The 23,097-nt window shown below is 39.9% G+C and carries 31 protein-coding genes and 11 pseudogenes; 18 read left to right on the top strand and 24 right to left on the bottom strand.

The genetic code is table 11. The annotated features are described in order from the left end of the window. Positions 1–21: 21 nt before the first annotated feature. From ARADI_RS17050 to fliR, 13 genes and pseudogenes are all read left to right on the top strand, one after another. A pseudogene (locus tag ARADI_RS17050) lies at positions 22–165 on the top strand (flagellar FliJ family protein); the annotation flags it as partial. 3 nt (positions 166–168) lie between these two features. Then, the gene (locus tag ARADI_RS01670) at positions 169–396 is read left to right on the top strand and encodes a flagellar export protein FliJ (protein WP_238149068.1); all 228 of its coding nucleotides are present in this window, start codon (positions 169–171) and stop codon (positions 394–396) included. After that, on the top strand, positions 396–566 hold the full coding sequence (locus ARADI_RS01665) for a hypothetical protein (protein WP_182853026.1): 171 nt from the start codon (positions 396–398) through the stop codon (positions 564–566). Before ARADI_RS01670 ends, ARADI_RS01665 begins: the two co-directional genes overlap by 1 nt. A 29-nt stretch (positions 567–595) precedes the next feature. Next, positions 596–1,339 (top strand): hypothetical protein, encoded by a 744-nt coding sequence (locus ARADI_RS01660; protein WP_147392333.1) that lies wholly within the window; start codon positions 596–598, stop codon positions 1,337–1,339. After that, on the top strand, positions 1,225–1,578 hold the full coding sequence (locus tag ARADI_RS01655) for a flagellar hook-length control protein FliK (protein ID WP_119710935.1): 354 nt from the start codon (positions 1,225–1,227) through the stop codon (positions 1,576–1,578). Before ARADI_RS01660 ends, ARADI_RS01655 begins: the two co-directional genes overlap by 115 nt. A 396-nt stretch (positions 1,579–1,974) precedes the next feature. After that, positions 1,975–2,400: a flagellar basal body-associated FliL family protein gene (locus tag ARADI_RS01650; protein ID WP_238149067.1), complete on the top strand. Its 426-nt coding sequence runs from the start codon at positions 1,975–1,977 to the stop codon at positions 2,398–2,400. Beyond that, complete coding sequence (gene fliM, locus ARADI_RS01645) at positions 2,360–3,382, top strand: flagellar motor switch protein FliM (RefSeq protein WP_119710934.1); 1,023 nt, start codon at positions 2,360–2,362, stop codon at positions 3,380–3,382. The genes ARADI_RS01650 and fliM overlap by 41 nt, the downstream gene beginning before the upstream one ends. Further along, positions 3,375–3,530 carry a hypothetical protein gene (locus tag ARADI_RS21495; protein WP_439647067.1) on the top strand — a complete coding sequence of 52 codons (156 nt, stop codon included), beginning with the start codon at positions 3,375–3,377 and terminating at the stop codon, positions 3,528–3,530. Before fliM ends, ARADI_RS21495 begins: the two co-directional genes overlap by 8 nt. Positions 3,531–3,536: 6 nt before the next feature. Next, positions 3,537–3,793 (top strand): annotated as a pseudogene (fliN, locus tag ARADI_RS21490) (flagellar motor switch protein FliN); the annotation flags it as partial. A 3-nt stretch (positions 3,794–3,796) separates the two neighbouring features. Then, complete coding sequence (fliO, locus tag ARADI_RS01635; protein WP_119710933.1) at positions 3,797–4,243, top strand: flagellar biosynthetic protein FliO; 447 nt, start codon at positions 3,797–3,799, stop codon at positions 4,241–4,243. Beyond that, a pseudogene (gene fliP, locus ARADI_RS01630) lies at positions 4,236–4,956 on the top strand (flagellar type III secretion system pore protein FliP). The gene fliO and the pseudogene fliP overlap by 8 nt, the downstream one beginning before the upstream one ends. 8 nt (positions 4,957–4,964) lie before the next feature. After that, entirely contained in the window at positions 4,965–5,234 is a 270-nt protein-coding gene (gene fliQ / locus ARADI_RS01625) for a flagellar biosynthesis protein FliQ (RefSeq protein ID WP_119710932.1), read from the top strand. 2 nt (positions 5,235–5,236) lie between these two features. Continuing rightward, positions 5,237–6,046 (top strand): annotated as a pseudogene (gene fliR / locus ARADI_RS01620) (flagellar biosynthetic protein FliR). Positions 6,047–6,163: 117 nt separating this feature from the next. On the opposite strand, the pseudogene ARADI_RS01615 reads toward fliR, so the two are convergent. From ARADI_RS01615 to flgB, 19 genes and pseudogenes are all read right to left on the bottom strand, one after another. Continuing rightward, positions 6,164–6,934: pseudogene (locus ARADI_RS01615) on the bottom strand (transporter substrate-binding domain-containing protein). 166 nt (positions 6,935–7,100) lie between these two features. Next, positions 7,101–7,775, bottom strand: coding sequence for a flagellin (locus ARADI_RS01610; RefSeq protein WP_119710931.1), 675 nt, complete (start codon positions 7,773–7,775; stop codon positions 7,101–7,103). Between the two features lie 257 nt (positions 7,776–8,032). Beyond that, on the bottom strand, positions 8,033–8,149 hold the full coding sequence (locus ARADI_RS20485) for a hypothetical protein (RefSeq protein ID WP_369406968.1): 117 nt from the start codon (positions 8,147–8,149) through the stop codon (positions 8,033–8,035). 21 nt (positions 8,150–8,170) lie between these two features. Further along, complete coding sequence (locus ARADI_RS01600) at positions 8,171–8,623, bottom strand: hypothetical protein (RefSeq protein ID WP_369406967.1); 453 nt, start codon at positions 8,621–8,623, stop codon at positions 8,171–8,173. Positions 8,624–8,632: 9 nt separating this feature from the next. Next, entirely contained in the window at positions 8,633–8,830 is a 198-nt protein-coding gene (locus ARADI_RS01595) for a FlgK family flagellar hook-associated protein (RefSeq protein ID WP_439647084.1), read from the bottom strand. 179 nt (positions 8,831–9,009) lie between these two features. Continuing rightward, positions 9,010–9,414: a FlgK family flagellar hook-associated protein gene (locus ARADI_RS01590; RefSeq protein WP_439647066.1), complete on the bottom strand. Its 405-nt coding sequence runs from the start codon at positions 9,412–9,414 to the stop codon at positions 9,010–9,012. A 36-nt stretch (positions 9,415–9,450) separates the two neighbouring features. After that, complete coding sequence (locus ARADI_RS01585; protein WP_119710927.1) at positions 9,451–9,684, bottom strand: flagellar basal body protein; 234 nt, start codon at positions 9,682–9,684, stop codon at positions 9,451–9,453. A gap of 171 nt (positions 9,685–9,855) precedes the next feature. Further along, entirely contained in the window at positions 9,856–10,044 is a 189-nt protein-coding gene (locus ARADI_RS01580) for a glucosaminidase domain-containing protein (protein WP_182853024.1), read from the bottom strand. A 9-nt stretch (positions 10,045–10,053) separates the two neighbouring features. Next, entirely contained in the window at positions 10,054–10,146 is a 93-nt protein-coding gene (locus ARADI_RS01575; RefSeq protein WP_182853023.1) for a glucosaminidase domain-containing protein, read from the bottom strand. A 162-nt stretch (positions 10,147–10,308) separates the two neighbouring features. Next, the gene (locus ARADI_RS01570) at positions 10,309–10,593 is read right to left on the bottom strand and encodes a rod-binding protein (RefSeq protein ID WP_119710926.1); all 285 of its coding nucleotides are present in this window, start codon (positions 10,591–10,593) and stop codon (positions 10,309–10,311) included. Further along, positions 10,593–11,646 (bottom strand): annotated as a pseudogene (locus ARADI_RS01565) (flagellar basal body P-ring protein FlgI). Before ARADI_RS01565 ends, ARADI_RS01570 begins: the two are co-directional and overlap by 1 nt. Before the next feature lie 61 nt (positions 11,647–11,707). Then, positions 11,708–12,352: a flagellar basal body L-ring protein FlgH gene (locus ARADI_RS01560; protein ID WP_119711606.1), complete on the bottom strand. Its 645-nt coding sequence runs from the start codon at positions 12,350–12,352 to the stop codon at positions 11,708–11,710. A gap of 164 nt (positions 12,353–12,516) precedes the next feature. After that, positions 12,517–13,299: a flagellar basal-body rod protein FlgG gene (gene flgG / locus ARADI_RS01555; RefSeq protein WP_119710925.1), complete on the bottom strand. Its 783-nt coding sequence runs from the start codon at positions 13,297–13,299 to the stop codon at positions 12,517–12,519. Positions 13,300–13,322: 23 nt separating this feature from the next. Further along, positions 13,323–14,070, bottom strand: a pseudogene (locus ARADI_RS01550) (flagellar basal body rod protein FlgF). Positions 14,071–14,084: 14 nt separating this feature from the next. Beyond that, a pseudogene (gene flgE, locus ARADI_RS01545) lies at positions 14,085–15,345 on the bottom strand (flagellar hook protein FlgE). Positions 15,346–15,376: 31 nt separating this feature from the next. After that, positions 15,377–15,589: a flagellar hook assembly protein FlgD gene (locus ARADI_RS17045; RefSeq protein ID WP_238149065.1), complete on the bottom strand. Its 213-nt coding sequence runs from the start codon at positions 15,587–15,589 to the stop codon at positions 15,377–15,379. Next, positions 15,558–16,094, bottom strand: coding sequence for a flagellar hook capping FlgD N-terminal domain-containing protein (locus tag ARADI_RS01540; protein WP_238149064.1), 537 nt, complete (start codon positions 16,092–16,094; stop codon positions 15,558–15,560). Before ARADI_RS01540 ends, ARADI_RS17045 begins: the two co-directional genes overlap by 32 nt. A 13-nt stretch (positions 16,095–16,107) precedes the next feature. Next, the gene (gene flgC, locus ARADI_RS01535; protein WP_119710924.1) at positions 16,108–16,512 is read right to left on the bottom strand and encodes a flagellar basal body rod protein FlgC; all 405 of its coding nucleotides are present in this window, start codon (positions 16,510–16,512) and stop codon (positions 16,108–16,110) included. Positions 16,513–16,528: 16 nt separating this feature from the next. After that, positions 16,529–16,938 (bottom strand): annotated as a pseudogene (gene flgB, locus ARADI_RS01530) (flagellar basal body rod protein FlgB). A 208-nt stretch (positions 16,939–17,146) separates the two neighbouring features. Here flgB and ARADI_RS01525 point away from each other — a divergent pair. The 4 genes from ARADI_RS01525 to flgN all read left to right on the top strand — a co-directional run bounded on the left by ARADI_RS01525 (position 17,147) and on the right by flgN (position 18,449). Next, entirely contained in the window at positions 17,147–17,407 is a 261-nt protein-coding gene (locus ARADI_RS01525) for a hypothetical protein (protein ID WP_119710923.1), read from the top strand. Positions 17,408–17,416: 9 nt separating this feature from the next. Continuing rightward, complete coding sequence (locus tag ARADI_RS01520; RefSeq protein WP_182853022.1) at positions 17,417–17,620, top strand: flagella basal body P-ring formation protein FlgA; 204 nt, start codon at positions 17,417–17,419, stop codon at positions 17,618–17,620. 420 nt (positions 17,621–18,040) lie between these two features. Continuing rightward, on the top strand, positions 18,041–18,202 hold the full coding sequence (locus tag ARADI_RS01515; protein WP_255420587.1) for a flagellar biosynthesis anti-sigma factor FlgM: 162 nt from the start codon (positions 18,041–18,043) through the stop codon (positions 18,200–18,202). Positions 18,203–18,206: 4 nt separating this feature from the next. Further along, positions 18,207–18,449: a flagellar export chaperone FlgN gene (gene flgN, locus ARADI_RS01510; protein ID WP_147392332.1), complete on the top strand. Its 243-nt coding sequence runs from the start codon at positions 18,207–18,209 to the stop codon at positions 18,447–18,449. Between the two features lie 552 nt (positions 18,450–19,001). On the opposite strand, the gene ARADI_RS19345 is transcribed toward flgN, so the two are convergent. From ARADI_RS19345 to flhB, 5 genes and pseudogenes are all read right to left on the bottom strand, one after another. Beyond that, complete coding sequence (locus ARADI_RS19345; RefSeq protein ID WP_255420586.1) at positions 19,002–19,403, bottom strand: FHIPEP family type III secretion protein; 402 nt, start codon at positions 19,401–19,403, stop codon at positions 19,002–19,004. Positions 19,404–19,515: 112 nt separating this feature from the next. Further along, positions 19,516–19,749 carry an FHIPEP family type III secretion protein gene (locus ARADI_RS19340; protein ID WP_255420635.1) on the bottom strand — a complete coding sequence of 78 codons (234 nt, stop codon included), beginning with the start codon at positions 19,747–19,749 and terminating at the stop codon, positions 19,516–19,518. 60 nt (positions 19,750–19,809) lie between these two features. Continuing rightward, complete coding sequence (locus ARADI_RS17035) at positions 19,810–19,971, bottom strand: hypothetical protein (RefSeq protein ID WP_238149063.1); 162 nt, start codon at positions 19,969–19,971, stop codon at positions 19,810–19,812. Between the two features lie 7 nt (positions 19,972–19,978). Continuing rightward, positions 19,979–20,929, bottom strand: a pseudogene (locus tag ARADI_RS17030) (FHIPEP family type III secretion protein); the annotation flags it as partial. Then, positions 20,922–22,077: pseudogene (gene flhB / locus ARADI_RS01500) on the bottom strand (flagellar biosynthesis protein FlhB). The pseudogenes ARADI_RS17030 and flhB, both read right to left, overlap by 8 nt. 527 nt (positions 22,078–22,604) lie before the next feature. Here flhB and ARADI_RS19335 point away from each other — a divergent pair. Beyond that, positions 22,605–22,730, top strand: coding sequence for a DUF5339 family protein (locus tag ARADI_RS19335; protein ID WP_255420634.1), 126 nt, complete (start codon positions 22,605–22,607; stop codon positions 22,728–22,730). The last annotated feature ends 367 nt before the right edge of the window (positions 22,731–23,097 follow it).

The following is a 23,097-nucleotide window of genomic DNA, read 5'->3' as shown; positions in this document are numbered from 1 at the left end:
GACAGCTAACAGGCGGCACTACAATTGTCGCATATTCAACGGCAACGTCAACAAATGCAACAACAGCTAATACAATTGCTACAGTACCAAGATGAATATCGCCAACAGCTTAATATCATTCTTCACCATGGAACTTCTCCCGCAATATTACAAAATTATCAGTAGTTTTTGCTGACGCTTGAACAAGCGATCTCGCAGCATCAACAACAGCTAGTTAGCTGGCAGCAGCGTGAAATGATCGCAAAAAAAATTGGCAGGGAAAACAGCAAAAAACTAACGCCTTCAGTAAGCTACAACAACGCAGTGAACGTTTACAGAAAAAACAGTCTGATTTCATTGAACGAACAAAAACAAATGGATGAAATAGCACAACGTGCCGTTTTAAGGGCATTATAATGATAGATACATCTGTAACATTCAGTGCGGCCGCGCACTCATTTAAGCAACAGTTATCATCACCAACAGAAAATGCTGCTAATTTTGCTGACATGCTAGCTAACTATTCACTAACAGGAAAAGAGAGAAACACACCAGACGGTGGTAACTCTCAGACCTTGCCCAACTAGAAAATGAACTATCTGCTATCAACGGCTTTTTGGCGGATGAAGTCACTGAACAAATCGACGATAACGCCGACTTATCCCTTGAGCAAGAATTGACACTGTTAACTGACAATCAACTTATTGATCAACTACCGATTTCACTGGAAACCATAGCCTCGCAGCTAAAGCAGGAAAATAGTCCCGCATCTTTATCAGAAGAAATACCCGAGCAGGCTAATAGCGAAACATTAACTGATGATATTGATCATCGGGATAAAAACCTTAGTTTAAAACATCATACTCTGCTATCAACCACAAATAATCCATCAATTGACTTCCCACTGTCCAATTCATCATCGCCGTTTGTTAAACCGGATGCCGTCCAATCTCAGTCACAATTGACTAAACAGGATATTTCACCATTACAGTCATTACTGGCAAAACACAAGGCGGTCTCGCCATCTCAGTCATTAGTTACTAAACAGGACATCTCGCCATCTGAAGCATTATTACCACCAATTCAGGCTAATATCGATACTGCAACCCAGAGTCAATCAATAGAAAACCCTGCGCTAGCTACTGGATCGATAACGAATAATACCACGATATCATTAACATCCTTAATGCCAAACTCAACAACATCAAGCCACTCAATTTCACCTAGCATCAATTCTATTGCCCTGTGGCTACCCCGATTGATCATCCTGAATGGGGACAAAAATTTAGTGAGTATATATTATTTCTCAGCCGCCATGGCTCACAACAAGCAGAGTTACGGCTTTATCCCGAAGAATTAGGCAACCTACAGATCCAACTTAAAGTTCTGGATGATAAAGCTCAACTCTCTATTGTGTCGGCTAACCAACAAGTCCGTCAGGTTATTGAAACCAACCTGCCTCAGTTACGTCAGGTATTATCAGAACAAGGCATAGAACTGGGTCAAACACATGTTGGCGATCAGCATAATAAGCAACATGGTGATGAAAATAGTCAACCGTTCACATCACTATCATCAATTGCTGATGATCAACAGTAACAGACAAAAGATAATACCTTAGTCAGATCCCAACTAATTATGCAGACCGCCTTAATAACGGGTATTGATATATTTGCTTAAATTTATTAGTCATTTTTATTATTTTAACGGGGAAAAATTTCCCCTACTATTTTCAACATTTATCAATGGCAAAATAACCTCCCATTTTTATTGTTTTATTCCTCCGTCAAAATATTGATAGATCAGGATAATTATATCAAAATGCAGAAACAGGGATAACACGTTAATTGATAATAGCTTAATTATCCCAAGTAAAATCAAAAGGAATTACCTGTCTATGTCCAAGTTTCAACGTCAAGGAAAACGCATAAGTCGGATCATGCTAACCATTATCGCGTTACTCTTAATATTAAGTTGTTTTATTGCTGGCTACAGTTGGTAGCTATACCAAATAAAAAAACAGGACGAATATCAACCAAAAAAAAACTGGTGATCCCGGTATTTATGTCCTTAGGAGCGTTTATGGTTAATCTGATTGACAATGATAAACGCGATCACCTGTTGTATGTGGAGATTACTTTACGCCTTACTGATGAAGAGACTCGTAAACGCCTACATGATTTTATGCCCGAAGTACGCAGTCGTATATTACTGTTGTTATCCCACCAAAAAGCCACTGAGATAGTAACAGAAGCCTGCAAGATCCACTTGATGTCTGAAATTAAGCAGGCATTAAGACCGACTTTTGAATCTGAATTAGAAGAGTCTGAGCAAATTATTACCGAGTATTATTCACAACGTTTATTTTACGATAAATCCCATGAGCGAGAATTTTCTTTCTCTTTCACAAACAGATGGTGATGCCCTGTTAAATGATGCCCCAGCTGGTAATCCTGTTGTCAGTAAAGCGAAAAAAACATCTAAAGCTAAAATGAATATCCATCCTTACAATCCGAATACGCAAAGACGTACTGTTCGCGAGCGGCTGCAATCCCTGGAAATGATCAACGAGCATTTTGCCCGCCAATTTCGGATGAAATTATTTAATCTCATGCGTTACAGCCCTGACATTACAGTCGGTTCAATAAAAATTGAGCCTTTCTGTGATTTTGCCGACAATCTGCTCGTGATGAGTAACTTTAACCTGATCCAACTGAAGCCACTGAACGGAACCGCCCTTTTCACTTTTGAAACTAATTTAGTTTCTATTGCGGTTGATAATCTATTTGGCGGAGATGGACGATTTACCACCGCTATTGATGAGCGGGAATTTACCCATACCGAACATCACATTATTGATAAAATAGTCGAGTTAGCACTCGATTCCTATAGTGATGCATGGCAAATAGTTCACCAAATCCAGGCAACATATATTCGTTCTGAGACACAGGCAAAATTTACTAATATTACCTCCTCACATAATGATATCGTCATCACTACTCCATTTTTAATGGAGATTAATAATATGATCGGTGAGTTTAATATTTGCATTCCTTTTTCTATGATCGAACCTCTATATGAACAATTAACCAACCCGCCAGTTGAAAAAATGAAACAAGATGGCGGCGTCTGGATGAAAGGTTGGGTTAAACAGGTTAAATATTCTGAATTAGAGTTAATTGCTAATTTAGTTGAACATCCAACACGGCTGTCTAATATCCTCAAACTGCAAGAAGGGGATGTGATCCCTATTGAAAAACATGAACGTCTTATCGTCGATGTCGATGGTGTGCCCGTACTAACCAGTAAATATGGAACATTGAATGGGCAATATGCTCTTCGTGTCAAACATCTTATTAATCCAGTTTTAAACGCTCAGGAAGAAGAGCAAAACCATGAGTGACACCAAAGATTTTACTGAAAATCAAGCTAACACTTCTGCTGAAGATATCTGGATAGAAACCATTGCTCAGCAATCTAAACCGCTGAAACCAAGCGATAATGGGCCGGCTATCTTTGATAATCTGGAAATACAAAATATTGAAAATTAATTTTCAGATATCAACATGATTATGGATATCCCGGTAAAACTCACTGTTGAGTTAAAGCGTACCAAAATGACTATCAAAAAACTATTAACCTTGACGCAAGGTTCGGTTGTTTCACTCGATGATTTGGCTGGTGAAGCATTAGATATTCTGATCAATGGCTATCTGATCGCGCAAGATGAAGTGGTGGCGGTGTCAGAAAATATGGTATTAGTGTTACTGATATTATTACTCCATCAGAACGCATGCGTAGATTGAGTCGATAAATTATGCCAGCCTATTCGTCTTTTTTCATATTTGGCGCGGCTGATAGCGTGGCCCCTTTATTAAAAGGGGGCGCTACGTCGAACAGTCCGATGCTTTCAGGCAGTAGCATGTTAACTGAAATGAGTAGTTCCTTGTTACTAATTATTGGTTATCTACTGATTACGTTATGGCTAGTGCGCCGTTTTTTACCTAGGCGTTATCTGCCCACTAGCGCAAACGCTATCAAGGTAATAGATAACTATTCATTAGGTAGTAAAATCAAAATTACTATTATTGAAGTTGATCAACAAGCACTGGTGCTCGGTGTTACCAAAGAAAACATTAGCTTGCTGCATAAAATGCCGGCCAAAACAGAACTAAGCGAACAAGCTGAAGCAAAATCTGCTCCACCTTCTTTTGGCCAATTAATAAAAACATGCTTAATAAAAAGTAGAAATAGTGATGCGTAAACAGCTATTTTTGTTATTAGACACGCTATTTTGGCTGCCATTCGATACCTACTCTGCTATACCCTCCATCGTTAGCCAGCCATTAGCCAATGGCGGCCAGAGCTGGTCATTGCCAGTCCAGATGCTTATTTTTATCACTGAGCTGCTGCTGCCCACCAGTTTTACCCGCATCATCATCGTACTGGGTTTATTACGTAATGCGTTAAGCACCCCGACCCGCACCACCTAATCAAATTTTATTAGGCCTGGCGCTATTTATGACTTTTTTTTGTCATATCACCTGTATTCGATAAAATTTATCAAAATGCTTATTTACCCTTTTTAGTCAAAAGAAAATTACCATTGAAGTGGCTTTATCTAAAGGTGCTAAACCCTTACGGCAATTTATGTTACAACAAACCCGACAACCTGATTTGGTACTATTTTCCCGTTTAGCCAATGATAAAGAGTATCAAACACAAGCTGATGTTCCGCTGCGTATTTTAGTGCCGGCATTTATTACCAGCGAACTAAAAACAGCTTTTCAAATCGGTTTTATGTTATTTCTTTCTTTCCTGATTATCGATCTGGTGGTTGCCAGTGTATTAATGGCGCTGGGTATGATGATGGTTCCGCCTGCCACTGTTGTGATGCCATTGAAATTAATGTTGTTTGTTTTGGTTGATGGCTGGCAATTAATTTTAGGCTCATTAGCGCAAAGCTTTTTTAATTAGGAGTAAAAATGACACCGGAAACAGTGATGGGGCTTGGTATTGATGGAATGAAAGTTGCTATTACATTAGCAGCACCACTGTTGCTGGCAGCGTTGATCAGCGGTTTAGTTATTAGTTTATTGCAAGCAGTCACCCAAATTAATGAGATGACCCTCTCTTTCATTCCTAAAATTATTGCTGTTTTTGTTACCACGATAGTAGCCGGCCCATGGATGTTAGAACTATTTATCGAGTATACCCGTCAACTAATCACTCAACTACCACAATTTATTAGTTAATGATGATCACTTTTACCACCGATTTCTTTTATACTTATGTTAACCAACTATTTTGGCCATTTGTGCGAATATTAGCCCTATTTAGTATTGCACTTTTTTTGCTGAAAAACAAATTCCTAAAAAAAAGCAAAATTGCCCTCGCCTTGAATGATCACGATTTTAATCTCAACATCATTGCCATTGCCGCAAATTCCGCTCTTTTCTGCCATGGGTTATTGGATATTAATGCAACAAGTTTTAATCGGTTTATTAATGGGACTGAAGATGCAAATTGCCTTTGCCATCGTTCGGTTATGCAGGGGAAATATTAGGCATGCAAATGGGGCTCTCTTTTGCATTATTTGTTGATCCGTCTGCTGGCCCAATATGCCAATTATAGCGCGTTTTGTGAATCTATTATTACTACTCTTGTTTCTCTCTTTCGATATTCATCTTTGGCTGTTGTCACTGTTAGCGGATAGCTTTCAAACTATTCCGCTGCTATCATCGTCATTAAATAGCAGCAGTTTTATATTAGTTGCCCAATCAGCCGGAATTATTTTTTATTATGGCTTATTATTGGCTTTACCTATTCTAACCTTATTATTAATATCAGTTTGGCGATTTTAAATCGAATGAGCCCCCAACTTTCTATTTTTGTTGTCGGTTTCCCACTGACACTTGTAATTGGTATTTATCTATTACCGCTGTTAACAACCATAGTGACCAAATATACCGAGAAAATATTTAATCATATTCTCCGGTCAATTAACGCTAATATTGCTTACATTAGCTGGAAAATAATAGTTTTTATAATCGCTTTCTCCATTTAACTTTAATTTTTTATTTAATATCAGATCGCTAAAGCAGTTTAATTATATGCTATAACCGGTATAAATTTAGCTTATTTTAAAATTAATAAAGCCACATTGGCTGATAAGCAATAGAGTTTATTTAGGTATCGCTATCGACTCAGCAACAATATCCTGATACACGCCAGTCTTTTTATTTAGATGTAACCATTAATCAACATATAGTTTCCAACTCATATCGTCACGTGGCAGCATATAAGCTTTTTCAATATATTGCAGCGGTCTTTTCGGATTAAGCGCACACAATTTTGGATACTGCTTTTGTTGATAAAGTGCTTCTGATGCATCGGTAACCATAACATCAAATTTTTTATCAATAATTTGCTGGAATATTGCCGCATTATCATGAGTCAGTTGTAACTGTGCTTTCGGTAAATAACGGTGAACAAAAGCTTCGTTAGTACCACCAAACGGGGCAATCAAACCTACTGTTGGTTTATTGAGTTGCTCAATAGTTTGGTATTTTGCCTTATCATCACACCTTACTAAGGGGATTTTGCCATCAACCGCGATTGGGGCAGATAACCAAGCCGTCTGTTGACGCTTTAAGGTGCTAGAAATACCACCCAACCGCAATATCACACTGTTTGCTGCGAAAATCTTCCATTAAAGTTTTCCAGGTGGTTTTTTGCCATTTAACTGTCGCTCCCAGACTGGTGGCCAGATTTTCCATCAGTGCCATATCAATCTCTTAATATTTACCATCCTGCAGTAAATTAGTATAGGGCTTATAATCACCCGTTCGCAAACCGTTAATGTTTTCGTTTTCATCACTCGGTCAAGATGAGACTGCGCCTGTGCTGCTGCGCTCAAGAAAACCAGGCTGACTACTGTCAATTTCTTCATCATGCTTGTTCCTTCCTTTATCTCAGAAAATTGTTTATCGCAGAAAAATCGAGCTAAACAAAATTACCCTCAATTATGAAAATGAAAAATAGTAAAATTCATTCAATATTACTATTTTTTCAACACTATGAAACTGTTATTTTTTGATATTACGTTATAATTTTTGACGTTATAGGCTATAAGAAGCCTGCATCACTTCTTCTAATTGCTTAAATTCCGTTATCTCTTCCAGCAAATTTGTATCCATTAATTGGCTTTGCCGCTCTTTTAATAATACTGAAGTCTCTTCATGACTACTATTTAAATTTTCAACCTCTTTTAGTTGTAAACCAAGCTGGCTAGTAACTGTAGAAAGGCTTTTGGTGGTATCTTGTAAACCTCCAGTAGCCGTACTTATCACAGCGGACATAGCAGCTTGAACCTGGGGAGTCGCTGATTGATAAGGCGTTTTTAAAGTAGTAATTACCGAATCTAATGATTGAAAAATATTTGACCCAGTTGCCGGCAGCAAAACTTGTTTGACCGTAAAGTACACCGTTACTTCGCGATCAGCCTCAATATGTTGCTTAACTGGCTCGGTACCACCATGATAGCTAACCGCACCACTGCTATCCATCACTAACGGTGCGGTATCGGTTTTATAACCAGCAAACATATAATTGCCTGAACCATCTTTACTATTGGCTAAAACAAACAATTGAGATTTTAAATATTCAATTTTAGTAGCATAAGCCAGGTTTTTTCTATCATTCAGAATAGATTGATTAGAAGCTGCCACCAAGGTTTCCTTGATGTTACGCGTCACATCCTCCATTTTATCTATAACCTGCAATTGTGATTGCATCTAATGTTGAGCAATATTATTCACTCTTTGAGATTGAGCTAAACAGACTTGTGTCTGCTTAATTTGTAGGCTTTCTGCTGCGGCTGCCGGATCATCGGCTGATTGTAACAGCCGTTCTTTGGTAGTTATACGCTGATATTTATCTGCTAATTCTAACTAGGAGCCCATCATACTACTCATCTTTTGATAATGCATCAATTGATTGCTTAAACGTGTTACCATCACTTTTTCCTTTTAAATTAATTACATTATCAACATCAGAAAATGCGCATTCGCATTAAAGTCTCAAACAAATTATTTGCCACTTGAACAACTTTGGCGTTTGACATGTAAAATTCTTGCATACGGGTCATTTCTAAATATTCTTCATCCAGATTGACACCGGCAATTGACTGCTACTTCTGATAATAACTATCGGTTATCACTGATTCGGCTTTTACGTCTACTTTGGCCTGGTTTGCTTTAGCCGCTATATCACTAACGATAGAAGTATAAGCTTTGCTGTAAGTTGACGTGCCATCAATTAATTTTTTATTTTGTAGTGCTATTATGTTCTTAATATTGCTACTATCTGCCTGCCATGCTCCCACTTGGCTGGCAGCGGCAATACCTGTCGGATCGGTCATCACAACCGATAATCCATCAATAAAACCCTCAACCGGCTTGATAATAAATTGGTCACCCGCTTGTGGTGCTGAAGCCGTAGCAACCTCAATTTCGATGCCAAAAAAAGTCAATTTTGTGCCGTTAGTACCAGATGCTGCTGTAACAGTGACAGTTACCGGCCGCTTTGTTGCCAGCTCAGTGACCTGCCAATCGTTACCATCAAAGGTCATAGCATAGTCAATGCCTTTAACCTAAGTGGTATCAGTAAATTTAGTAGAAAAATCACTACTACCCTCATTTTGTTGATTGGCCACAATAGTCGGTTGACCAGTCTTAAACAATGCTTGACCAGCATTACCCTGTAAATCAAAGCCGGCCTGCTGAACCTGATTGACACTTTCAGCCAACACCAAACCCAAATGGTTAATTTTTTGCCGGTTAGGTTGCAGTACCTAATCACGCACGGCTAATGCACCGGCTAATTGACCGCCAGTGACAGAAGCGTAATCAATTTCACGGCGTATGGTCATGCCATCATCATAAACCTAGTGTGATACGGTTAGGATCAGCAGCTGATGGCTGCGCGAAGATCTTATTCGCTTTGCTGCCGTTGACCAGTGATAAGCCATTAGTAATGGTTAATATTGATAGTCTCACCATGGGCAACAACATTAATGCCAACCACTGCTGACAGTTCGCGTGCCAGCTGATCACACCTATCTAATATCTCATTAGGTACATTGCCCTGGAGGCCTTTGACTTTTGTGATCTCCCCATTCAAATTGGCCACTTGTTGCGCCAACTGTGAAACCTTATCCGCTATCATGCCAATTTTGCCATTTAACTGTTGTTCCATGGCATTAAATTGTTGCTCAACCGATTTAAACCGATTAACCAAAGCTTGAGATTTGTTAACCACAACATTTCTCAACGGTTCAGAAGCAGCATCTGTTGAAAGCATTTGCAAACTACTAAAGAATTCAGTCACCGATGAAGCTAAATCGGTATCAGAAGTCGACATTAACTTATCCAATTGCAATGCATGATCAGTATAAACTTTTAACTCAGCTTACTTTATTAATGACTTGTTATAATTGGTATTGATAAATTCGTCGTATTCACGTTGAATACGAGCCACTTTTACCCCATTCACATTATTTGTATTGCTGCCATCTGTTGCTAAGGTAATGGTTTGATAGTGATAACCCTCTACTTTAGCATTGGCTATACTACTAATTGTTGCCAACGCAGTTTGCGCTGTTTTTAAGCCGCTCATTGCGGTATTCATTAAACTGCCAGACATAGTCAGTCTCCTAACAAATTCTAATACTGCCAGCTAACCGACAGTGAAATAATGGTTTTACCCAATAAAATATCGGCTTCGAAAGACGAAACTTCAGTAGTGAGCATCAAAAAAGATCTCTTAAATCATGCTGATAGAGTTGCTTAGCGCGACTTTAGCGTAACGTTGGTTTTACGTCAGTAAATTAACATAATCGGCAACCGCATCAAAATAAGAGGGATAAACCCGAAAATCATCGCGTATTTTGACTGCCTGGCCATCAATATATTCGGTAGTGACAATATTAGTCACCTTGCCACGCCAATTTTTACCAGATTTAATACCAAATAAATTATGACTAGGGGTTCCTTCAACGGTCATAATTTAACGCTATCCCCAGCCAGATTCTAAGGCCGCTTGGGCAATAATCAGTAAATGTGGAATACCGCTATTTTCACTGGCTATTCTAGCCGGTATAAACAACTTAGCCAGGAAATCGGCACTATTTTCTGAAAGATATTTTAGGGCTCCCGCCGCTTCTTCCGGTAAAAAACGGCGAAATGTACTAATTATCTGTTCCGGTAAATGGTGGTTAAGTGACGGCGCAGACTGAACATCTTGCGCTTCACTATGCTGACGAGTTAACTATTCAACCATAATATCAGCAAAACCTAAGCTTTTGTACGACAGATCTTGGGCTAATTGCTGATCATAAAGGGAGGTATAAAGATGACTCTGTTGGTTACTAAACAAACCTTCCTGTGGTAAAGCAGCCCGCATGCTTTTTAGCATCATCTGGACAAAAACACTTTCTAATTGCTCAGCGACCTGACGCAGCCCCTGTTGGGGTTGCTGGCTAACTTGATTTTTCAAGACATTCAATGATCTGGCGTCGTAGGCTGCTCCCGTCAGTGTAGCAAGATCTTGCATTAAATGATCTCCAGCTTAGCGCGCAGACAACCCGCACTTTTCATCGCCTGTAAAATTGACATGAGATCTGTTGGCGTAGCACCTAACACTTTTAACGCGCGGATCACTTCATTTAAATTGGCACTAGCATTCACTTTATGTAGACCATCGTTTTTTTCATTCAAGGCGATATCGGTGTTACGGGTCACCACCGTCTTACCACCGTCAAAAGGGGTGTCAGGCTGACTGACGTTAATTTGTTTATCCACCGTAATCGAAAGCCAACCTTGAGAAATGGCACAATTATCTAACATCGCACTACGATTCATCACCACCGAACCGGTACGCGCATTTAAAATAATTTTGGCATCAATCGGTACTGATTTAATAGATAAATTCTGAATTTGCGCTAAAAAAACGCACTTGTTCACTCTGTATAGCCGGTAATCTGAGTTGAACTGTTCGGGCATCCAATGGCGTTGCAGTCCCTAAACCTTTGATACGATTAACTGCATCAGAAATCGTCTGTGCCAGTAAAAAATTTTCTTCATTCAACTGTAAATTAAGGATGTTGGTTTTACCAAATTGGCTGGCCAGTTCACGTTCGATTACCGCGCCACCACTAATGCGGCCACCCGCTAATTGGTTAACCTTGACACTACCGCCACCCACAATAATGTTACCTTGGGCAACGGCATACACCTGATTATCGGCACCTTTTAACGGGGTCATCAAAAGAGTACCGCCGCGTAAACTCTTGGCATTACCTAATGAAGAAACCACCACATCAATAGTTTGTCCAGCACGGCCAAAAGGCCGTAATTTGGTGGTGATCATCGCCGACGCCACATTTTTTAACTGCATGTTGGTACCCGCTGGTACCGTGATCCCCAATTAAGACAGCATATTATTCATACTTTGGGTAGTAAACGGGGTTTGCATAGTTTGATCCCCTGTTCCATCCAAACCGACTACTAAACCGTAGCCGATCAATGCATTTTCCCGTACGCCTTCAATACTGGTTAGATAACGAATACGTTCTGCTGATACCATGCTCGAACATAACAATAACATTGGCAATGGTAACCAAAATAGTAACTTAGCTAATAATGAATTAACCATAAGCTCCCTCTGTTTAGAATGGCGAAATATTTAACAATATCCGCTGTAACCAGCCCATATTTTGCGCTTCGTTAATATAACCATCACCTACATGTTCAATACGGGCATCAGCAACCTGGGTTGAATTGACGCTATTGCTACCACTAATGGTTCTAGAATTGACCACGCCCGAGAAACGGATATATTCGGTACCCTGATTAATGGCGATCTGTTTTTCACCGACAACCTGCAAATTACCGTTAGCCAGTAATTTAGTGACGGTTACGGTTATGGTTCCTTTGAAGGTATTATTGGCATTGGCGCCACCTTTGCCACCAAACTCATTTTCGCCTTCCATATCAAACTCTAATTTATCAACACCGACTAATTTATTTAACACCTTCGGTGTAGCGCCAGCAGAAAAACCACTTTTCCCTTTGCGACTGGCATTAGCAGAAGAATTTTTACTGGCACTAACATTTTTTTGTAAGATGATGGTCAATGTATCACCAACATGGCCGGGACGCCGATCTTCAAATAGCGGTTGATAGGCATAATTAACCGGTTGACTAGCTTGATAAATCGAACCGGTTACTTTGGCACCTGGCATCGCTGCAGGCTCAACCGTTGTTGGGCCAGCAACCAATGGCTTTTTCGGTACGTAAGCACACCCTGACATTACCAATGCCGAGCCAATAATCGCTAACCACCATCGGCTATTTGCTGTCTGGCAAGTCGCGGGGAAAATAAGCGCTATCAAACTGGCATGCTCTTTTTATTCATGTTAAAAACTCTGTTATGATCAACCATCACAATCTATTGCTAGTATGATGGCAGGATAAATTAAAGTTGCATTAAGCGCTGTAACATTTGATCGGAAGTTGACACCGCTTTGCTATTAATTTCATAAGCACGCTGAGTCTGGATCATGCTGACTAACTCTGCCGCCACATTAACATTCGATGTTTCAACATAACCTTGGTAGAGTAGTCCTGCGCCATTAACCCCCGGCGCCGTTTCAACCGGCACACCTGAACTGTTAATTTTCAAATAAAGATTTTCACCAATATTTTCCAAACGCGTTTCATTAATAAAGGTGGTTAAAGTTAATTGGCCAACTTGCTGTGGTTCAGAATTACCCGGCGTAACCACACTGACGATACGATCTTGGCTGATGGTGTATTTAAGTGCATTTTCCGGTATCACAATCGCCGGTACCACCGCAAAACCACCAGCGGTAACTAACTGGTTATCTTGATCTATTCGAAAAGAACCATCACGGATGTACGCATCACTGCCATCGGGTAATTGAATGTGAAAAAATCCCTGTCCTTTAATGACAACATCTTTACTGTTATTGGTTTGTGATAAATTACCCTGGCTATGTAATCGCTCAGTCGCAACTGGCTGGACACACGTTCCTATCTGTAATCTTGAGGGTAATAAGGTTTGCTCTGAAGTCAGTGCACCCGGTTGACGTAAGGTTTGATACATTAGATCTTGAAATACCTCCCGTTGACTCTTAAAGCCATTGGTGCTGACGTTAGCCAGGTTGTTAGAAATTACATCCATGTTAGTTTGTTGAGCATCCAGCCCAGTTTTTGCAATCCATAAAGAACAGATCATTATCTGTTTTCTCCCTTAATAACTTAACTAATGGCTAACAGTTGATTAGCACGCTGGGCATTATCATTAGCACTGTGGATGACCTTCATTTGCATCTCAAAAGTGCGTGCATTGGCTATCATCGCCACCATGGCTTGCGCCGAATTAACATTAATCCCTCTCTAGTACACCGGACAGTAATTTGACACTATTATCCATCACTAACGGCGGCGCATTAGGCTCTACAAGATGAAATAAACCCTCTTCACCACGTACCAATTGTTGCTTGCTGGCTTTTACCCGCTTGATCCTACCAACCTGGCCAAGATCGGTCGGTGGATCGGTCGGAATATAACCGGTAATGGTACCGTCGACCGCAATCGTCAGTTGTGCCTGGGGCGGAACCCTGATTTCACCCCCATCGCCCATCAATGGACGATGCTGGATCACTAATTCACCATCAGCGGAAATTTGAATATTGCCATTGTGGGTGTAAGCTTCGCGCCCATCTGCGAATTACACCGCTAAATAACCACCCTCACTGATAGCTACATCCAACGAGCGGCTGGTATAGTTCATCGCACCTGCTCGCTGATCAGTAGCCGGTGTTGACATCATTGCTAGTGTGCGGGTTTGGTGCCCCACTGTGCCTTCAATCGGCACAAAGCTGGTGGCAGCTAACTGAGCTTTAAAACTATGGGTTGAAACATTAGCCAAATTATTGGTGATGACCGCTTGATGTTCTAATGCATGACGCGCACCATTTAGGGCGGTATAAATGACATGATCCATTTAATCACCCATCTTTAACGTAAAGTGACCAGAGTTTGTAGCATCTGATCCTGAGTCTTAATGATTTGCGCATTAGACTGATAATTGCGTTGTGCCGGAATCATCATTACCAGCTCCTGTCCCATATCGACATTAGAAGCTTCTAACGCATGGAAGGTTAATTTACCGAGAATACCCGTGCCAACAGTACCAATCAGCGCTGTTCCTGAGCTACTGGTTTCGGCCCAGACGTTATTGCCCTTCACTATTAAACCAGTAGGATTAACAAAATTGGCTAACACTACCTGGCCGACTAATTGTTGTTGGCTGTTGGAATAAGACGCACTAATGGAACCATCTTCTTCAAAGTTAAAACTGGTAAATTCACCTGCCTGATAACCATTTTTTTCTATATGAGAAATATTCGATTCAGCTAGTCGCTGCTGGCGTGAACCGGCAAAATTAAAATTAATCACACTGGCAGCACTGCTATTATGAGCGGCTAAATTATAATCAAAATTAGCGGGTAACAGATTGGCGGTAGTGCCCGGATTTAATTGGCCATTTTGATTAAAATTGAGACTTAGGCTTGGTGCCTGTGGCGCTGTCTGACTAGGATCAACTATATAGATATCCCATTTAACATCAGTAGACGGAGTTGCATTAGGGCCACGCTTAACAAAATAGACATTCAGTGCGCGCTCATTGCCTAAACTATCAAAGGCAGTCACACTGGAGCTATAACTATAAGTTTTATTATCCGTTGGACTAAATACAGTTGGAGCAGCAGCCGGAATTACCGCTTTTCCTGAGTCTAAATTGGCCGTCATCGAAATATTGTCGATTGCTTTAGCATTCATTCATATCTATCGGGATAATAATCGGGGCTGGTGATGAACCAGGTTGGATCGTCGGTATACTATTTATGGTTGCTACCGGATAGCCAGTGACAACCATTCCTTGGGGATTAACTAATTGGCCTTTAGCATTTTTATTAAACTGACCATTACGGGTATAAAAAATATCGCCATTAGTATCTTGCACCCGGAAAAAACCACCACCAGAGATGGCCAAATCGGTCACCCGATTAGTTTTAGTAATCGAGCCATCACTAAAATTTTGCTGAATGGCAGTAAGTATTACCCCTAAGCCAACACCTGAACCAGCATAAACATCGGCAAAAGAAGCTGTTGCACTTTTAAAACCAAAAGTTGCTGAATTGGCAATATTATTACCAATAATATCCAGATGACTGGATGCTACATTTAATCCACTAATTGCTTGTGAAAAGGCCATACGCCCTCCATGTTAATTTTTATTGTTCCAATTACAAAACCTGACGGATCTCTTCTAATGAAATACTGTTATCTAAACCAACATCGAGCAAAACACCTTGTGGACCATTTGAAACACCATTAACCAGAGCGTAATTAAGCGGCTTAACCGGCACTTGCCCCTGTTGAGAATAAGCGTTGACAGAAAAACGATAATTACCTGCAGGCTGTTTATTACCCCGCGGTATCGCTGCTATCCCATTCATAACGGTAAACATCTGGCTTCAGCCCTTGCGCCATTTCGATAGTTTTGAGCACATTGCCAGCTTTATCTTTGATCTCGATGACCACCTTACCTGCTGCCCCAATTAGCTCAAAACCAAATGGCGTAGCAATAACCTCATTGCTAGCTGTTGCCTGAGGGTTTTGCTTTTCAAATAAGCTGATTTTATTACCTTCGATCATCACTCCCTGACCAACCAGTTTAGCGGTCGTTAATTTTTGATTTTCATTAAGCTGGCCAGTTAAGTTACCCACCGTTTCATTGAGTTTTTCCACCCCTTGCACCGTACTGATTTGAGCTAATTGGGTAGTCAGTTCATTGTTTTGCATCGGGTTGGTTGGGTCTTGATTTTTCATCTGCGTCAGTAATAGCGTCAGAAAATTATTCTGAATATCATCACTGCCTTTTTTCTTGATATTTTGTGGTGAAGCCGCTGAACCCACTCTGGTATTGTCCAGCGATTCATCGATTGAACTTACAACGCCCATTTATCTTACTTTTCTATTGGCCTAGAGTTAATGTTTTCTGCATTAATGATTTGGTGGTATTCATCACTTCAATATTGTCTTGGTAACTGCGAGAAGCAGAAATGGTATTGATCATCTCGGCAGTCACATCAACATTAGGTTTACGGATATAGCCGCGTTCATCGGCTAAAGGATGAGAAGGCTGATATTCTAAACGAAAAGGCGACGGGTCATCCACTGCTTGAGCCACGCTAACACCACCAATACCATCAGCTGACAAGCCAGAAACAGAAAAGACCACTTGTTTAGCACGATAAGGTTCACCATCAGGGCCCGTAACACTATCAGCGTTAGCCATATTACTGGCGCTGACATTTAAACGTTGAGATTGGCCAGATAGCGCAGAGCTGCTGATCTCAAAAATCGAAAAAAGTGACATCATCTATTCCTTCTATTTATTGCATAACCGCCATCATGCTTTTTATTTGTCCATTTAATATCGATAGATCAGTTTGATATTTAACGCTGTTATCTGCAAAATGACTGCGTTCTATATCCATATCAACGGTATTACCATCCATAGCGGCTTGTTGGGGTACACGATAAAGCAGATCGACCGTCAGTGAATTCGGTGGCTGTATCGCAATATGTTTGGCGGAGGTTACCGCTAGCGATAACTGCTTACCGGTGACTGAATTTGCCATCAGTTTTTTTTCTAATTGGGCACTAAAATAGATATCAAGTGCCCCTGGTAGCCCGGTGTATCAGCATGGGCAATATTGGCTGATAAAATAGACTGGCGCTGGTGCCTTAGTGACAGTGCCTGTTGCTGAAAACTCAGCGTTGCATCGAGTTTATCGAGCATAACTTTCCTCTGTTAACGATAGAGATCCAATTTTGACAATATCTTAGAGCAGTAGCTTATAGGCAGAATAAAAAGTCAAAGGCGGGAAAAAACGATTATTAATAGTTTATTTATCACATTATCAGCGATAATAATACCCTACACTGCTGGCTATACAGATCATGGTTGGTTAAATAGTGGCTATTAAATAAAAATGAAGAGGAAATTTGTGGTTAATCGAATATTTGTTTTACTACTACTCTTGCTACCCGTTAGCGTCAGCGTAGCTGTTAGTCTGCCAAAAACGTTACAGAACTATTTTAACCAGCAGTATCTAAAAAAAGATAAGGTAACAATTACTATTCTTACCCCCGCAGAACAGTTGCCTAACTGTCACAAATTACAAATTAAACTGGCGCCTTCCCAACAATACTGGGGAAAATTAACCCTACCTATTAATTGTGATGAAAAAAATATTATCTTCGCTTAGCCGTTAGTGTTGAAGGCACTTATTTGGGTAGCTAATAAACCGATAAAACGTAATTCGATTATTAATCAGCATAATGTGATGGCTCAACGCGGTATGTTAGAAAAATTACCACACGGTATTATCAGTGATATGCGTAGCTTAAAGAATAACTTTAGTTTACGTGATATTGCTGCCGGGCAGCCCATTACGCAGAATATGTTACGCCCTGTCTGAGTTATTCAGGCCGGTAAAAATGTGATTGTTTATGCCCAAAGTCGCCATTTTTAAGTGGAATATGTAGGCAAGGCGATAAATAATGCCGCCGAAAATTAGCCTGTCCGTATCAGGATATGCTAACAGGCCAAATTATCACTGCGATTGCACAAAAAGAGGGTAACGTCAAAATTATGCTAAAAAATTAAAGTTTTTAGTCACTAAGCCATTATATGATCTATAAAGCATGATAGTCAACCTTAATGATAGCTATTACACCTAAGCCGATTAAATAACAGGATGTAACTCATGAGCATTGAAAAAACCACCCCACTCAATGGTATAGCAGCGCTTTCGCACCATGAAGCGCCATAACCACACCCCAAAAAAGTAAAACCACCAATCACTAGCAACGAAAAAGATCCTATCTTTACCTTAAGTTTGATTGGATCAGCAGAAAAACTATTGCAAGCAAACGACAAAGATATTCGTCAGCCCTTAGTTGAACAAGTAAGACAGAAAATTGAACGTGGCGAATTAACCGTCAATGCAGAAAAAATTGCCGATGCCCTGCTCCAATTAAATACTAGCATATGTGATTAAATCGATGAACCAACAGACGCTACAGGAGATCCTCATTGAGCAAGTTTCCCAATTGGAAACGCTCAATGAGCTACTTAATATTGAATATCAACTACTGATTGCCGGTAAAGTTGATTTACTGCGTTTAAATGAAGTGACCGAAAAAAAACAGTATTGGTTAACCGCACTACGCCATAGTGATGAAAAACGCATTACTTGCAGTCAACAAGGCAATTGTTGCCGCCCTATCAACAAGATAAAACCCTGATTCTTCTCTGGCAAAAAATCGAACTGCGAATTAAACATCTTTATCAACATAATAGACAAAATGGGCTACTGCTTAAGCGGCATATGCAGATCAATCAACAGCAATTAACCTTCCTAAAAAACGTCATAGTCCAGTACTGTATGGTGAGCATAGCCAGACAGAAAATGTCGTCGCCAGCAGTTACGTTACCGAATCAAAATTTAATCCTTAGGCATTGACTAGCAATTCCTTATTTGCGATTGAGCAATACAATATAACGTTGCTATAAACCCATTACCAATCACCAAGATATTACTAACCACAGTAAAACCCGATCACCAAAGAAAGGTATTGCAGAGAAAATTTTGTTGATGGTAATAAACGCTTTTACCACGTAGAAGTGATCAAAGCGTTCATCTTTATATTAATTAACCGTTTGGCCAATAAAGGAGGTTAAACGAATTTTCCGTTCGTCAATCTGATCTCAAGACTGGAAACTACCGCAAGCTGGGGTAAACTTCGACGTAAAAAACGTGACATTAAAGGGCGTAAATTATAATTGACAATTAACACCTATGGTGCACCAATTAAACTTTGATTATTGATAGCTTCAATCGCTTGTTGCTCAATATTACCCGCCTGCCCAGGCTCTAGTCCACCGCCCGATTGTAGCGCCTGGATCAAAACTCGCTCAAGGCTCACATCCAGACCAATGGCTTGGATCTCTTGTTTATCACCAAACCAATACTGCGTGATCGCACTGGCTAACGCAATACGAACCAAACTGGTCAGTTCCATTACCTCTTTTTGTTCTGCCGCATGCTCTGCTAAGGTTTCAATGATGGTGCGTATATCACGTATTGGCGCCTGCTCACTTAATAAATTTTGTAATACTTTATGAAACAGCGTTAAATTGATCACATCAGGCATTAGATCCTGCGTCAGTTTCGGTAACTCTTTTACTGATCCGTTCATAAAGCTGCTGCGCTTCCTAGCGACCAAATAATTCACTAGCAAAGCGACTTAACAGATGATTAAAATGCGTCGCAATTACGGTACTAGCTGCAACCACCGTATAACCTTGCACTTACGCCTGTTCACGTAATGCTTCATCAATCCAAATAGCCGGTAAGCCAAAAGCAGGCTCTTGGGTCGCATCACCGATCAATTCCACGATAGCATCAACCAGGGTTGATTGCCAACCAACGCCCTGGATAGCATTCCCCCTGCCAATTTCTACCCCTTTCATTAAAATACGATAGACTTCCGACTTAAGCGCCATATTATCGCGAATATGTAACACCGGCGGTAAAAAAACTATCTCTTTAGCAAATTTTTTGCAGATGCCGCCAATTCGATTAAGTAGCTCGCCATTTTGTCCCTAATCAACCAACGGGATCAAACGGTAACCAATTTCCATACCTAATAGATCTTCAGGCTGAACATCATCCCAACTGACCTCTACCGCCTGGTAACACTGTTCAATCTTTTGTTGTTGCTCTACATCAATTACCGGTTTGGCCGAGCGTCTCATCAATTTCAACCAATAAAACCTAATACCAAAGTAAAGAGCAAAAAAACAATATTTGGCATACCGGGCACAAGACCAAGCAAACCTAATACTCCCGCAGTTAACATCAATACCCGTCGATTATCAAACAGTTGGCCCAATATCTGCTCGCCGACGTCTTCATCAGTCGCAACCCGGGTAACAATCACACCAGCAGCGGTAGAAATAATAATGCCGGGATCTGCGCCACCAGACCGTCACCAATGGTTAATAGAGTGTAGATACTGGTTGATTCACCCAACGTCAAACCATGTTGAGCAACACCAACCACTAACCCGCCAATGATATTGATCGCCATAATCATCAGTACGGCGATGGCATCACCACGCACAAATTTACTAGCACCATCCATTGATCCATAAAAATCAGACTCTTGGGTAACTTCTTTCCGTCTCGCTTTCTCTTCATCAACCAAGTGGGCATTCAGATCGGCATCAATCGCCATCTGCTTACCTGGCATACCATCTAACACAAAGCGGGCGTCTACCTCTGCTATTCGACCAGCACTTTTGGTGATCACCATAAAGTTAATCAGAATAATAAAAACCACAATGCCAATCGCAAAATTACCACCCGCCAGAAAATGGCCCAAAGATTCAACAACCTTACCTGCCGCAGCCGATCGGGTATGTCCCTTTAACAAAATAACGCGGGTTGAAGCCACATTGAGTGATAACCGTAATAAAGTGGAAAACAGCAAGATAGTTGGAAATGCCGCAAATTCAAGGATGCGCTTGGTAAACATGGCCACTAATAACACCATAATCGAGAGGGCGATATTAAAAGTGAACAACATATCTAATAAAAAAGGCGGCAATGGTAATACCATCATCGACAAAATTAATAAGATCAATATTGGTCCGGCTAAAATTTGCCATTGAGTATCTTTTAAGTCTTTAGGTAAACGCAATCGTGAGGCTAAGTTAGCCATGAGTATTATTATCTCCTGCAAAATCCAGTCCCTGAGGTACTGATACATTGGTTAGTTTCTTTGGTTTCAATCCGCCTTCTCGCTGCCAACGTCTGAGCTGATATACCCATGCTAACACCTCTGCAACCGCGGCATAAAGTGTTGCCGGAATATGACCACCGACTTTGTTATGACGATAAAGTGCTCTTGCCAGAGGTGGCGCCTCCAGCACTGGAATACAATTTTCTTCACCCAGTTGCTTAATATTTAATGCCATTAATCCAGCCCCTTTGGCCAATACTTTAGGTGCTTGCATTCTTTGATTGTCGTACTGTAAAGCAACTGCATAGTGAGTCGGGTTAGCAATAATAACGTCTGCCTTTGGCACATCAGCCATCATTCTACGGCGAGAAATCTCTCGCTGTTGCTGACGAATACGCGCCTTAATGTGCGGATCACCCTCTTGTTGTTTAAATTCATCCTTAATTTCTTGGCGGGTCATTCTGAGTTTTTTCAAATGGCTGAGTAGCTGATAAATAAGATCAAAGCCGACTAATGGAATAAGCATAAAAATGGCAATATAAGCAGCAAATATCATTAATTGTGCTGCCTGAGTTAATGCCAGATAACGCGGTTCGGTGACTAAATGAAAAAAGTGAGGAAGATTGACTGACCCACACAAAAAGACTGATACCAACAGAAACTAATATAACTTTCAATAATGCTTTAAATAGTTCCGCCAATGCATTGATTGAAAATATGCGTTTCAATCCAGAGATTGGGTTTAATTTTTTCCAGTCAAATTTAATCGACTTAAAATTAATATGTATACCACCAAAAAAACTAGGCGCAGCAAAAGCGATTAATACCAATCCGGCTATAATCGGCAATAATGCGTTGAGGCCGATTTTAATCGACTCAAACACTAATTTAGGCAATAAGTGACTATTATATAAAATATATTTATTAAAATATAAAGTCTGTGAAAAAAGTATATGGAGCTTTTGATAACAATAATGGCCACAAACACAGAATAGCGAAACACCGGCAATTAATATGAAAAAAGAACTTAATTCACGGGAACGAACAACCTGGCCATCTTCCTTTGCTTTTTCCTTTTTTCGGGCAGTAGGTTCTTCGGTTTTTTCTAAATCACTCTCTTGTGTCACTCCCTTTTACTCCGTTAATTTTCTTTTGACAAAGGAAAGGCGCTAAGCTTGCCATAATAAAATCAACTTAAAAGGAAGATAACAGAGAAAGAATAGTTATTATTTCCGCTATTAGCTCAGATGGAAAATTATAATAAGCTAAAGATAGATAATATTTCTTCACTATATAGAATCATTAAGTTATGGCTAATATCCACTGATATTAATTTGCAGGTATAACAATGAATGATCGTTTTATCTATTTTGTTTTTTGCAGTATTTAAAAATGCGATCGTAAGGAAAATATATAACCTGATTAAAACTATTAATATTTCACATCTTTATAAAATGAATCTATACTTTATAAACTAGATAAATATTATTTAGTTAGGGATTATTTCGCATTTATCATCACTGCTTATTCAGAAGAAGAGAAAAAAATCGACTATATCGGTGCAACCGATACCTGTAAAGCTTATTTCTCTGAAGTTGATTCGTTAGTTACCAAGGCTTCTGAAAACCCACAAACCAAAGCATAACTTGATTCTATAAAAAATCAACTTGAAGATGGTAAAAAACAGATCATTGCCCTGCCTAAAGATCAGCAAGATAAAGCTTGCCGACAAGGCATCGATGCGATGAAGCAGATAAAACAGTCATTAAATATGAAGTAAATAATATTTGATCATTGTTTTAGAAGAGATACATTGCTTATTTTATTCTGAATAATCTTGTATCTCTTTTATTTTTGTTAGCTATTATAAATCATCAATAACCATAAATGCATGCGGACTACCTAGCGCCCAAATCAGTTAATGCTTTTATACTTATTGCTATAAGATTCAGCTTCTTTATGTTGCCTACTGCTTATACTTCATTCTTATGTTTTACGCCATTTATTGAATAATCTGTTCAATTTTCTGCGCAAAAATCGCAGCAGCAAAATATTTCACCCCATATCTGCTGGCTACGGCTTTAGAGACAACAAAAATGTCTTCCATCCTATTAACCATAATATTCTGTGTTTAATATGACGGATCA

The sequence above is a fragment of the Arsenophonus endosymbiont of Aleurodicus floccissimus genome, from assembly GCF_900343025.1.
Lineage (GTDB): Bacteria > Pseudomonadota > Gammaproteobacteria > Enterobacterales > Enterobacteriaceae > Arsenophonus.
This window is presented reverse-complemented; position numbering and strand designations above follow the sequence as displayed.